Source organism: Micromonospora sp. MH99 (assembly GCF_021442385.1).
Taxonomy (GTDB): domain Bacteria; phylum Actinomycetota; class Actinomycetes; order Mycobacteriales; family Micromonosporaceae; genus Micromonospora.
Genome location: NZ_MUZA01000009.1, coordinates 34,439 through 47,343, shown reverse-complemented (window position 1 = coordinate 47,343; position 12,905 = coordinate 34,439). Strand labels below are relative to the sequence as shown.

6 protein-coding genes and 1 pseudogene are annotated in these 12,905 nt (G+C 73.0%); 5 read left to right on the top strand and 2 right to left on the bottom strand.

Annotation, left to right across the window (positions count from 1 at the left end; all coding sequences use genetic code 11):
- Positions 1–146: 146 nt before the first annotated feature.
- Both B0E54_RS07175 and B0E54_RS07170 read left to right on the top strand, forming a co-directional pair.
- The gene (locus B0E54_RS07175; protein WP_234582472.1) at positions 147–1,349 is read left to right on the top strand and encodes an ROK family transcriptional regulator; all 1,203 of its coding nucleotides are present in this window, start codon (positions 147–149) and stop codon (positions 1,347–1,349) included.
- A gap of 461 nt (positions 1,350–1,810) precedes the next feature.
- Positions 1,811–4,450: a discoidin domain-containing protein gene (locus B0E54_RS07170; RefSeq protein WP_234582471.1), complete on the top strand. Its 2,640-nt coding sequence runs from the start codon at positions 1,811–1,813 to the stop codon at positions 4,448–4,450.
- On the opposite strand, the gene B0E54_RS07165 is transcribed toward B0E54_RS07170, so the two are convergent.
- Entirely contained in the window at positions 4,441–5,883 is a 1,443-nt protein-coding gene (locus B0E54_RS07165; RefSeq protein WP_234582470.1) for an FAD-dependent oxidoreductase, read from the bottom strand. The two genes, B0E54_RS07170 and B0E54_RS07165, sit on opposite strands and share 10 nt — an antisense overlap.
- Before the next feature lie 134 nt (positions 5,884–6,017).
- On the opposite strand from B0E54_RS07165, the gene B0E54_RS07160 reads away from it, so the two are divergent.
- A complete protein-coding gene (locus B0E54_RS07160; protein WP_234582469.1) occupies positions 6,018–7,259 on the top strand; it encodes a TIR-like protein FxsC in 1,242 nt (413 codons plus the stop codon).
- 12 nt (positions 7,260–7,271) lie between these two features.
- A pseudogene (gene fxsT, locus B0E54_RS07155) lies at positions 7,272–11,069 on the top strand (FxSxx-COOH system tetratricopeptide repeat protein); the annotation flags it as partial.
- A 470-nt stretch (positions 11,070–11,539) separates the two neighbouring features.
- On the opposite strand, the gene B0E54_RS32890 reads toward fxsT, so the two are convergent.
- Entirely contained in the window at positions 11,540–12,505 is a 966-nt protein-coding gene (locus B0E54_RS32890) for an HEXXH motif-containing putative peptide modification protein (RefSeq protein WP_374109253.1), read from the bottom strand.
- On the opposite strand from B0E54_RS32890, the gene B0E54_RS07150 reads away from it, so the two are divergent.
- Positions 12,423–12,629 (top strand): hypothetical protein, encoded by a 207-nt coding sequence (locus tag B0E54_RS07150; protein WP_234582467.1) that lies wholly within the window; start codon positions 12,423–12,425, stop codon positions 12,627–12,629. The two genes, B0E54_RS32890 and B0E54_RS07150, sit on opposite strands and share 83 nt — an antisense overlap.
- Positions 12,630–12,905 lie beyond the last annotated feature (276 nt).

Sequence of the window (12,905 nt, the reverse complement as noted above, 5' to 3'; positions counted from 1 at the left end):
CCGGATGCGCCGTCGGGGGTCCGTCGGCGTTTCCCGGAGTTACATCACGGCTTAATGAATGTCGTCATTAAAGTTGCTGGCAGGTGGGTCGTCAAGCACGGTGCGGTTACAGTCGCCACCAACGGCCGACGGGAACGAGGTGACGAGTGGAGCTGGCGCGTGCCACCAACCGGAGCGTCCGGCTGCGCAACCGGTCCGCCCTGCTGACGAAGCTCTTCCTCGACGCTCCGCTCACCCGGCAGGACCTGGTGCGCAGCACCGGGCTGAGCCAGCCGGCGGTGAGCAACGTGGTGGCCGACCTGATCGACGAGGGCATCGTCGCCGAGGCCGGCGCCGCCGAGTCCGACGGCGGCCGTCCCAGCATGCTGCTGCGCGTCGCCCCCCGGTACGCCTTCGTGATCGGCGTGGACGTCGGCGAGACCCGGGTCCGGGTGGAGCTGTTCGACTTCGCGATGACCCTGCTCGCCAGCATCGAGTACCCGCTCGACCCGGCGCGCACCGAGCCCGACGTGGTGGCCGGGCACGTGCTGGCTGGCATCGAGGTGGTCACCGGCAAGGCCCGGGTGGCCACCGCCGACGTGCTCGGCGTCGGGATCGGCGTCTCCGGCGTCGTCGAGCAGGGCGTCGAGGCCGTCGTGCACGCCCAGGCTCTCGGCTGGGACCGGGTGCCGCTGGAGCGGCTCATCGGCGCCGGCACCGACCTGCCGCTGCACATCGACAACGGCGCGAAGACCCTCGGCCAGGCCGAGATGTGGTTCGGGGCCGGGCGCGGCGCCCGGCACGCCGTCTTCGCCCTGGTCGGCTCCGGCGTGGGCGCGGCAGTGGTGACCAACGGTGCCACCTACCGGGGAGCGTCCAGCAGCGCGGGGGAGTGGGGGCACACCACCCTGGTGTACGGCGGCCGGGCCTGCCGGTGCGGCGCGCGCGGCTGCCTGGAGGCGTACGTGGGGGCGGAGGCGATCATCGACCGCTACCGAGAGGCGCGTCGGGGTCGCGCCGTGCCGGGCGAGGACGAGGAGTCGCAGCTCGCCGCGCTGGTCAGCGCCGCCGATTCGTCGGCCACCGCCCGCCGGGTGCTGAACGACACCGCCGGCTACCTCGGCGCGGGGGTGGCCAACCTGATCAACCTCTTCAACCCGGAGCGGGTCGTCCTTGGCGGCTGGGCGGCGATGGCGCTGGGCGACCTGCTGTCGGCCGTGCGCGAGGCCGCCGGTCGGCAGGCGCTGCGTCAGCCGTACGAGCAGGCGTCGATCGAGCTGTGCCGGCTCGGCGTGGACGCGGTGGCGCTGGGCGCGGCGACCCTCCCGATCGCCCGCTTCCTCACCGAAGGCGGCGTCCGCCACGCCTGACCGCCCAACCCGCCCCTTCCTCGCCCGCCCCTTCCTCGCCGGGCCCTTCAGTGCCCCTCCCTCCGCGCCGGGCCCTTCCGCGCCGGGCCCTTCCGCGCCGGGCCCTTCCGCGCCGGTGATCAAGAGGTTTGCGTCATCCGGGGCGCGATTTTTGACCCGAACCTCTTGATCACCGGGAGCGGCCACCGGGAGCGGCCACCGGGAGTTACCGGGAGTGGTCGGGGCGGGGTTGCGGGGGGCGGGACGGTGGGCGGGGGTGGGAATTACACAAAACCTGATCCTCGGGATAAATAACGAAGTTATAGATCGATGTCTTGACGCCGTCGCAATCTCGCCGCAACACTCCTACGAGAGCGCTCTCCTCCCCGCGGCGTCGCATCGGCGGCTCCACCCACGGCACCACGGGCGAACACCGATCCCCACCCTCTGGCGTCCGTAACGCCCTATCGACAGGCGATGTCATGACATCTCGTGCTACATCCGTACGCCCGCGTCCCCGGCGGCGGACCGTTCGGCACCTCCTCACCGGTGTCGTCGTGGCCCTGGTGGCGGCCCTGACCCCGGCCGTGGCCAGCACCGGCGCGCAGGCCGCGCCCACCCTGCTGTCGCAGGGACGCCCGGCGACTGCCTCGTCCACCGAGAACGCCGGCACCCCCGCGTCGGCAGCTGTCGACGGCAACACCGGCACCCGCTGGGCCAGCGCCTTCAGCGACCCCCAGTGGCTCCAGGTCGACCTGGGCGCGCGGGCCACCATCAGCCAGGTCAACCTGCTCTGGGAGGGCGCCTACGGCCGCGCCTTCCAGCTCCAGACCTCGGACGACGCCGCCACCTGGACCACGATCTACTCGACCACCACCGGCGCGGGCGGCACCCAGAACCTGACCGTCACCGGCGCCGGCCGGTACGTGCGGATGTACGGCACCGCCCGGGGCACCGGCTACGGCTACTCGCTCTGGGAGTTCCAGGTCTACGGCGAGACCGGCGGTGACACGTCCACCTGCGGCAGCGCCAACGTGGCGCAGGGCAGCCCGGTGACCGCCTCGTCCACGGAGAACGCCGGCACCCCGGCGTCCGCCGCCGTCGACGGCAACACCGGCACCCGTTGGGCCAGCGCCGCCAGCGACCCGCAGTGGCTGCGCGTCGACCTCGGCAGCACCCGCACGATCTGCCGGGTGACGCTCACCTGGGAGGCCGCGTACGCCCGGGCCTTCCAGCTCCAGACCTCCGCGGACGGGTCCACCTGGACCACCATCTACTCGACCACGACGGCCACCGGTGGCACGCAGAGCCTGACCGTCACCGGCAGCGGTCGCTACCTGCGGGTGTACGGCACGGCCCGGGGCACCGCCTACGGCTACTCGCTCTGGGAGCTGGCGGTGAACACGACCGGCGGCGGCACCACCGAACCCCCGGTCGGCACCACCGACCCGTACAACCCCAACCTCGGGCCGAACACGTACGTCTTCGACCCGGGCACGCCGACGTCGACGATCCAGAGTCGACTGAACACCCTCTTCACCCAGCAGGAGACCAACCAGTTCGGCCCGCAGCGCTACGCCGTGCTGTTCAAGCCGGGCACCTACACCGCCGACGTCAACCTCGGCTTCTTCACCCAGGTCGCCGGGCTCGGCATGAGCCCCGACGACGTCAACCTCAACGGCCACGTCCGCACCGAGGCGTTCTGGATGGGCGGCAACGCCACCCAGAACTTCTGGCGGGCCGCGGAGAACCTCTCGGTCACCCTGCCCGCCGGGCAGACCGTGGAGCGCTGGGCGGTGTCGCAGGCCGCGCCGTACCGGCGGATGCACCTGCGCGGCGCGCAGAACCAGATCCAGCTCTGGAACGGCGGCGACGGCTGGTCCAGCGGCGGCCTGCTGGCCGACACCCGCATCGACGGCCTGGTCGTCTCCGGCTCGCAGCAGCAGTGGTACTCCCGCAACAGCGAGTTCGGCAACGGCTGGACCGGCTCGGTGTGGAACATGGTCTTCCAGGGCGTCAACGGCGCACCGGCGCCGAGCTTCCCCAACCCGTCGCACACCGTCATCGCGCAGACCCCGCAGGTGCGGGAGAAGCCGTTCCTGTACGTCGACGGCTCCGGTGAGTACCGGGTCTTCGTGCCCGCGCTGCGGACCAACTCGACCGGCACCAGCTGGTACAACAAGACCCCGGCCGGCTCGTCGATCTCGCTGTCGCAGTTCTTCGTCGTGCAGCCCGGCACCAGCGCGGCCACCATCAACGCCGCCCTCGCCCAGGGCCGGCACCTGCTGTTCACCCCGGGCGTGCACCACGTGACCGAGCCGATCCAGGTCAACCGGGCCGACACGGTCGTGCTCGGTCTCGGCCTGGCCACCATCCAGGCCGACAACGGCAGCGTGGGCATGCGGGTGGCCGATGTGGACGGCGTCAAGGTCGCCGGCCTGATGTTCGAGGCCGGTACGACCAACTCGCCGGTGCTCATGGAGGTCGGGCCGTCCGGCTCGGCGGCGAGCCACGCCAGCAACCCGACCTCGCTGCACGACGTGTTCTTCCGCATCGGCGGCCCGCACGTCGGCAAGGCCACCAACACGCTGACCGTCAACAGCGACAACGTGATCGGTGACCACATGTGGCTGTGGCGGGCCGACCACGCCGCCAGCGGCGTACCGACCGGGTGGACGTTGAACACCGCCGACACCGGGCTGACCGTCAACGGCGACAACGTCACCATGTACGGCCTCTTCGTCGAGCACTACCAGAAGTACCAGACCGTCTGGAACGGCAACGGCGGCCGGACGTACTTCTACCAGAACGAGCTGCCGTACGACGTGCCCAACCAGGCGGCCTGGATGAACGGTTCGACCCGGGGCTACGCCGCGTACAAGGTCGCCGATTCGGTAACCAGCCACGGGGCGTGGGGGCTCGGAAGTTACAGCTACTTCAACGTCAACCCCGCGGTGGTCGAGGAGCACTCCTTCGAGGTGCCCGTCAACCCGAACGTGCGATTCACCAACATGGTCACCGTCTCGCTCGGTGGCGTCGGCACCATCAACCGGGTGATCAACAACGCCGGTGGCACCGCGAACGCGGCCAACCAGACGGTGTACCTGACCACCTACCCCTGACCGGGGCGCCCGCGCCGGCCCGCTCGCACGAGCGATCGGGCCGGCGCGGGTGGCACCCAGGGCCGAGCCGGCCCGGTCCCGCCGAAGACCGGGCCGGCCACGGTCCTGCCTCGGTACGCCAGCACCTCGGCCGCCGCGCGCTCACCGGCGCGTACCGCCCCCTCCAGGTAGCCGGCCCAGCGGGTCGCCGTCTCGGTGCCCGCCCAGTGCACCCGCCCGACCGGCGCGCGCAGCCGCGGCCCGTACGTGCGCCACGCCCCCGGAGTCAGCACGCCGCCGAAGCAGCCCCGCGTCCACTCGTCGGCCGACCAGTCGTACTCCACCAGCGCCACCGGATCCGCCGCGCCCGGCCCGACCACGGCGGCGAACGCGTCCAGCACGCACTCGCGCCGTCGCGCCGGGGACATCTCCCGCAGCGCGGCGGCGTCGCCGGCATAGCTGAACCCGGTCAGCACTCCGCGCGGCGAGGTCGGGGTGGAGTTGTCCACCGTCTCGGTGAGCGGTCCGGCGCTGCTGGTGGACACGCCGGAGCGCCCGTCGGCACGCCAGAACGGCTCGGCGTACACGGCGTGCACCTTCCACGCCGACCCCATCGGCATCCGCTGCGTCAGGCCGTCGCGCACCGCCGGCAGCGGCGGGTCGTACCGGATCCGCCCGGCCAGCGCCGGCGCCAGCGCGACCACCACGGCGTCGCCGTCGACGCGCCCGTCGTCGGTGCACACCGTCACCCCGTCGGCGTCCTGCCGGATCGTGCGCACCGCGACGCCCAGCCGCAGCGTCTCCGGCGGCAACCCGGCCGCCATCCGCTCGGCCAACGCCGGTGGGCCGCCCACGATCCGGTCCTGCTGCGCGCCGCCGGCCATGCCCAGCAGTGGCCCGGTGCCGCCCGCGCTGCGCAGGTAGAACAGCAGGTGCAGCAGGGACACCTCGTCCGCGCCGGTGGCCAGCAACCCGCCGGCCAGCAGCCGCCCCAGGTAGTCGGCCGTGTCGGCGTCCCCGGCCGCGGCGCGCAGCCAACCGCCGAGCGTCGTCGCGTCCCACCGCGCGGCCTCCGGCGCCCGCCACGGCTCGGCCGGGTCCAGGACGGAGGCGTACTCGTCGAGCAGCCCGAGCACCCGGGCCACCTGCGCCGGCGGATCGGGTCGCCGTTCGCCGGCCCACAGCACTGTGGACGCGCCGACCGCCGCCGAGGCGAAGGTGACCAGGCCGTGCTCGGCGACCAGCGCGTACATCCGGTCCTGGGTCGGGCCGATCCACTGGGCGCCCAGGTCGAGTTGCGTGCCGTCGGGCAGCCACCGGGTCAGCACCCGCCCGCCGACGCGGTCCCGGGCCTCCAGCACCCGCACGCGCGCCCCGGCCCGGTGCAGCGCCGCAGCGGCGGCGAGACCGGAGAAGCCGGCGCCGACCACGACCACCCGGATGCCCTCGGACACGGCCACGGTCTACCCCAAAGCGTCGGGCATATGACTCTGCGCGGGCCAGCGGCGATGATCGCGGCCCGGGTGAGGTGGCATCGACGGTCCTATACTGTGCCTACCGGTCGTGGAACCCGTGAGCGGAGGCGGGCGTGCCACTCTTTTTCCTGAGTTACGCCCAGGAGGACAACCGCAACAGCCAGATCCACGAGTTCTTCGTCGATCTCAGTGAGGCCGTCGCCGGGCTGGCCGCCCTGCACTGGGACGAGGCAGGGTTCATCGACGGGCACATCCCACTCGGCAGCACCTGGCCGGACACCCTGTCCGACGCGTTGTCCACCAGCGCCTGCCTCATCGCGCTCACCTCGCCCCGGTACGTCGTCAGCGACTACTGCGGCCGGGAGTTCCAGGTCTTCGTCGACCGGATCGACGAGCACGAGCGGCAGTTCCGCGTCCGTCCACCCGCGATCGTGCCGGTGCAGTGGCTCCCGTGCGACCGGCTGCCCAAGGCGGTCGCCGGCTTCCAGTACCGCAACTTCCACACCGGCACCGCCTACGCCCAGGACGGCCTGCTCACCCTCAAGCAGCGCAAACGGCACGAGGACGACTACAAGGACTTCGTCGACGCCCTCGCCCGGCACATCGTGCAGACCGCCCGCGACCACACCCTGCACCGGCCGGCGCAGCGTCCCGTGCTGTCCAAGGTGACAAGTGCCTTCGACCGGCCGACGCGGCCGCAGGCGCACCACGGCCCGAGCGTGTCGACGACTGTGCAGCGGGCCACCAGCGCCCGGCACGTGCACATCGTGCTGGTCGCCGGCAGCTCCGCCGAGCTGGCCGGCAGCCGGCCCGGCGCCGAGGAGCGCTACGGCGCGGTCTCGCGGGACTGGCGGCCGTACCGACCCGAGCTCGAGGTGCCGATCGGCAGCTGGGCCGGGGCCATCGCCACCACCAAGAGCTACGGCTGGACGGTGGAGGACGCCGAGGAGCTGGCGGCGGTCCGGGAGTGGGCGCGGGCGCACAACCAGATCGTCGTGCTGGTGGTCGACGTCTGGTCGGCCGACCTGCCGCGCTACCAGGTCAGCCTGATCGGCTACGACCGGGACGTGGACTCGCCACGGGCGCCGGTGCTGGTGCCGTGGACGGCCGCCGACGACGCGGCCGCCGGCGGCAACCGCAAGATGTGGGACACCCTGGCCCGGGTGCTCCCGCATCACGTGCTGCACAACACCCGCGACGTGTGGCGCACCGAGATCGCGACCTCCGCACGCTTCCAGGAGGAACTGGAGGACGTGCTGGTGGTCGAGCAGGGCCGGATCTACCGCACGGGCACGGTCTACCAGGAGCCGCCCACCGACGGCTCCGGTCTGCGCCCGATCCTCGAAGGTCCCTAGGGGAGGCACGCCATGGCGGTGAACGAGACGGCACGCGGCCAGATCGTGACCTTCTACTCGTACAAGGGCGGCACCGGCCGCACGATGGCGCTGGCCAACGTGGCCTGGATCCTGGCCAGCCAGGGGTTGCAGGTGCTGGTCGTCGACTGGGACCTGGAGTCTCCGGGCCTGCACCGCTACTTCCACCCGTTCCTGCGCGACAAGGAGTTACGCGCCACCCCCGGCGTCATCGAGATGATCTGGGATTACTCGATCGCCACGATGCAGCGCAACCGTGACGAGGACTCCCAGGAACTCCTCACCGGTCACGCCAAGATCCAACGCCGTGCGGTCTCGCTGAACTGGGACTTCAGCCACGGCGGCGTGATCGACTTCGTGGCCGCCGGGCAGCAGGACTCGGCGTACTCGCGGCTGGTGAGCACCTTCGACTGGGCCAACTTCTACGAGCGCCAGGGCGGCGCGTCGTTCATCGACGCGGTCCGGGCGCAGATGCGCACCGAGTACGACGTGGTGCTGATCGACAGCCGCACCGGTCTCAGCGACGTCGCCGGCATCTGTACCGTCCAACTGCCCGACCTGGTCGTCAACTGCTTCACCATGTCCACCCAGAGCATCCGCGGCGCGGCGGCGGTGGCCCGGTCCATCCGCAGCCAGCGCCCGGACGACCCGCCGCTGCTGCTGCCGGTGCCGATGCGTGTGGAGGACGCCGAGCTGCGCAAGCTGGAGACCGGCCGGGACCTGGTCCGCGCCGAGTTCGCCCCGTTCCTGGACCACCTCTCCGACGCGGCGGCCGCCCGCTACTGGAACACCATCGAGGTGCCGTACCGCACCTTCTACGCGTACGAGGAGATCCTCGCCGCGTTCGGCGACCGGCCCGAGCAGGTCGGCACCCTGCTGGCCGCGTACGAGCAGCTCGCCTCGGTGATCACCGACGGGAGGATCACCCAGCTGCACCCGATCGGCGAGTCGGACCGTCGCCGCTCGCTGGCCGAGTTCGAACGGAGCCGGCTCACCGCCGAGCAGGCTGTGCTGCTCAGCTACGCCTCCGCCGACCGGCTCTGGGCCGAGTGGATCACCGACCAGTTGGAGGACGCCGGGTTGCGGGTGGACCGGCGCGCGCTGGACGTGCCGCTGCTCGCCGGCGGACGGGCCGAGTTCGACCGGGCGGTCAGCGGTGCCAGCCGGGTGCTGGCCGTGCTCACGCGGCACTACGCGAGCACCCCCCTCGCGGGTGAGGTGTGGAAGAGCGCCACCGGTCGCGACCAGCTCGGCGGCGGGGGAGTGCTGGTGCCGCTGCGGGTCGACGAGTCGCGGCTGACCGCCCCGTACAGCGAGCACAGCCCGGTCGACCTCACCGACAGCGACCCGTCCACGGCACGGACCCGGCTGCTGGAGGCGGCGGGAACGGCGACGGTCACGGCCGGCGGCCGCGCGGTCGGCCGGTTCCCCGGCCCGTTCCCGGCGATCTCCAACGTCCGCCAGCACGGCACGCCGTTCGTCGGCCGCGCCGCGCAGTTGGAGGCGCTGCGCGACCGCCTCACCACCTCGCCGGATTCGGCCACCCAGGTCGTGCACGGCCTCGGCGGCGTCGGCAAGACACAGCTCGCCGCCGAGTACGCGCTGCGCTTCGGCCGCGACTACGACCTGGTCTGGTGGATCCCGGCGGACAGCGAGGACCGGATCCGCGGCGGTCTGGCCGACCTCGGCCAGGCGATGGGGCTGGGCACGGGCGGCGGCGCCGAGGCGGCCCGCCGGGTGCTCGACACGCTGCGCCGCGCCGGGCCCGACCGGCGCTGGCTGATCGTCCTGGACAACGCCGACAAGCCCACCCGCGCCACCCGGGCGCTGCTGCCGCAGGGGCCCGGCCACGTCCTGCTCACGACCCGCGACCAGAGCTGGAGCGAGTATGCCACCGCTACCGAGCTGACCGTGTTCGACCGCGCCGAGAGCGTCCAACTGCTGCGCGACCGGGTCCGCGGGCTCACCGACGCCGAGGCCGCGCAGGTAGCCGAGAAGCTGGGCGACCTGCCGCTCGCCGTCGAGCAGGGCGCAGCGTACCTGCGGGCCAGCGCCATGCAGGTCGAAAAGTACCTTAGTTCGCTGGACACCCCCGGCCTGCTGCGCATCCTCGACGGCCGGCAGTCCGCCGGCTACTCCAAGGCGCTCGCCGCGACCTGGCTGTTCACCCTCGGCCAGTTGCGCGAGGAGAAACCGGCGGCGGCCCGGCTGCTGGAGCTGTGCTCGTTCTACGCGCCGGAGCCGATCCCGGTCGCGATGCTCACCGGCGACCGCTTCGCCAGCTTCATGGCCCCGATCGACCCGACGCTCACCGACCCGATCCTGCAGGGTCTGGTCACCGCCGAACTGGGCCGCTACGGCCTGGCCCAGGTCGACGCGGAGAACAACTCGGTGCGGATCCACCGGCTGGTGCAGCTCGTCATCCAGGACCAGTTGGACGACCCCGACCAGGCCCGCCGGGAGGCGCAACTGCTGCTCGCCGCCGCCAGCCCGCGCGACCCCGACAAGCCGGTCAACTGGCCGCGGTACGCCGAGCTGTGGCCGCACGTACGCCCCAGCGGCCTGCACCTGTCCACGATGGACGAGGCCCGGCAGCTGGTCGTGGACATCGTGCGCTACCTCTACCGCAGGGGTGACTACGACACCAGCCGCGCGCTGGCCGAGGAGTCGCTGTCCGCGTGGCGCGACACCGACGAGGACGACCCCACCACGCTGCGGATGCGCTTCCACCTGGCGAACGTCCTACGCGCGCAGAGCCACTTCGACCGGGCGTACGAGATCGACCGGGACGTCTACGACCGGCAGCGGCGGATCTTCGGCGAGGAGCACCTCTACACCCTGATGACGGCCCGCAGCCTCGGTGCGGACCTGCGCGCCCAGGGCCTGTACCACGAGGCCGAGGCACAGGACCGGCGCACCCTGGAGCTGAGCGTACGCAGCTTCGGCGACGACAGCGGTCGTACGCTGACCGCGGAGAACAACCTCGCCGTGTCGCTGCGCCTGGTCGGCGACTTCCGCGGCGCCGCCGCACTCGACCAGCACATCCACGAGCGGCGGCGGGACCGCTTCGGTGAGGAGGACCCCTCCACCCTCGCCTCGGCCAGCAACTACGGCCGCGGCCTGCGCGACACCGGCGAGCTGTGGCGGTCGCACAGTGTCCTGCAACGCACCTACGCCACTCAGCAGAAGGTGATCGGCGCGGACCATCCGGAGACCCTGCGGACGGCGAAGGAGTTGGCGCTGACCCTGCGGCAGCTCGGGCGCTTCGCCGACGCGCACCGGCTGATCGAACGCACCGTGGTCCGCTACCAGCGCACCCTCGGCGGTGAGCACGCCGACACGCTCTCCGCCGAGATGGCCCTGGCCACCACCTGGTCGGCGGTGGGCGACAACCAGACCGCCCTGCGGGTGGCACGCCGCCTGCGCGACGGCTACAACGAGGTGCTTGGCGAGTCGCACGCCATCACCCTGGCCTGCCTGAACAACCTCGGCGTGCTGCTGCGCAAGCAGGGCGACCACACCCAGGCCCGCGAACTGTCCCAGCGGGTCCGTGACCAGTTGCTGACCAACCTCGGCGAGCGGCACCCGCACACCCTGCTGGCCACCCTCAACCTGGCCAACGACCTGTTCGCCCTCGGCGACGGCGACAACGCGTTGCTGCTGGACACCACCGCGTACGTGGAGCTGACCCGGGCGCTGGGCGCCGAGCACCCGGACACGCTCTCGGCCTCGGTCAACCTGGCGCTGAGCCGGCAGGCCACCGAGAGCGAGGCGGACGCCGGCCGGGCCCTCTACGACGAGGCGTTCGGCCAGTTGGTGCAGCTCTTCGGCGGTGACAACCCCCCGCCCCGCCGTCCCGTCCCGCCGTCCCGCCGTCCCGCCGTCCCGTCCCGCCGTCCCGCCGTCCCGCCGTCTCGCGCTGCCGTCCTGTGCCGCCGTCCCGCGCCGTACCGGGGCCGCCGTCCTGTGCCGCCGATCGCCGCGCCGTCCCGCGCGGCCCCGCCTCGACGGCGTCGCGGTCCCGCCTCGGACATCTCTCGTGCGTCCTTTGCTCTGCTTCACTCCACGCAACACCGCTCGGCCGCGAGTGTTGCGCCCGTTGAAGCAGAGCAAAGGACGCAACTGCCCCTGCCCCCTGGCCTCGCGGCGGGCCGGGGCAGGGCAAGGCAGGCCGGGCGGGCCGGGGCGGGGCGGGGCAGGGCAAGGCAGGCCGGGCCGGAGCGGAGCGGGGCGGGGCGGAGTTACTGTTCGCAACCGACCGCTCAGGCGGACTGCGCCAGCCAGGTCGCGAGCGCGAGCGGGTCGGCGTCGGGGAGCGTGTGGCTCAGCGCCCGCACCAGCTCGGGCCGGCTGGTCAGCACCCCGGCCGCGACCGGCTGCCCGGTGTGGTGGGCGGTCAGGGCCAACCCCACCCAGGCGTCGACGTCCCCGCAGTCGGCGGCGACACGTCGCCGGTACCCGGCCAACGCGTCCTCGGCGTTGCCCGCCGCGTACGCCTGGTCGCTCGGGCTCGACCCCGGCGGCCCGCCGGAGCCCAGGAGCCGATGGCGGACGGCGCCCTCGGGACCGCTGCCCATGGTGAGGGCGGGACGCGGCGCGGCCGGGACGACCGTCGACGCCTGGCGACAGGCCTCCGGCGGCACGCCCTGTCGCCACGCGTGCGCCAAGCGGGCGACCTGGTCCGGGTCGGGGAGCAGGTTGGCCAGGCCCCAGCGCACCGCGCTGGCGTCCGCCACGTCCCGCACGGCCGCCTCGACCGCGCCGTCGACCGGGTCACGCCAGCCGCGCAGGGTGCTCGCCATGTCGGCCACGAAGGACCGGCCGGCCGGAGTCAGCTCGGCCGCGTCGGCGAGCTGCCGGACCGCGCGGATGGTCTGCTCCCGCCAGTACGCGTACTCGAGCGCGGCGGAGGTGCCCTCGTGCCGCCGGCAACGCCACACCTCGGCCACCCCCAGGTGCGCGTACGCGCCTTGCAGCAGCGCACCGACCGGGCGTGGGTCCAGTCGCCAGGGCGCCCGGTAGCGGGCCGGCCCACCCGGGCGGTGCAGCGGGACCAGATCGGCGAGCGCGCCGAGTTTGGTGTGCTGTAACTCGTGCACGAGCAACAGCGCCAGGGTCCGCGCGTCGGCGGGCACCGAGAGCGCGATGGCACCGAGCGCGTCCCTGCTGGTGGCGCTCACCGGGTTGCCCGAGGGCGGCGGTCGCAGCGGCACGAGTGTGCGCAGCAGCCCGGCCAGTGCGTCGGCGTGCGCCGGAAGATGGGCCCGCAGCCACCGCCCGGCCTCGGCGGTGAGCCGGGCCAGCCGGTCGGCCGACACGTCGTCCAGCCGGGGCGTCGACGGCCGGTGGTAGCAGTCGCGCCACGGGTCCTGGTCGTCGACCAGCACCTCGACCGCGTCGAACGGTGTGGTCCGGCGTATCGGCAGCCAGCCGATTGCGCCGCCGCCCGCGTCGAGCAGCCGGCCACCGCCCGCCTCGATCCGTACGCCCTCGTCCGCGCCGCTGCCGATCCGCACCGTGCCCGCCTCGCCGGTGAGCCGTACCGGGCTGTCGAAGGGCAGGCCGGTCGCCGCGCCGACGGTGGGCAGGGACAGGACACCGTCGCCCGGGCGGGGCAGTGTCAGCGTG

Coding starts and splice junctions, on each gene's coding strand:
- B0E54_RS07170 (WP_234582471.1), top strand. CDS start 1,811: ATGACATCTCGTGCTACATCCGTACGCCCGCGTCCCCGGCGGCGGACC.
- B0E54_RS07150 (WP_234582467.1), top strand. CDS start 12,423: ATGGCACCGAGCGCGTCCCTGCTGGTGGCGCTCACCGGGTTGCCCGAG.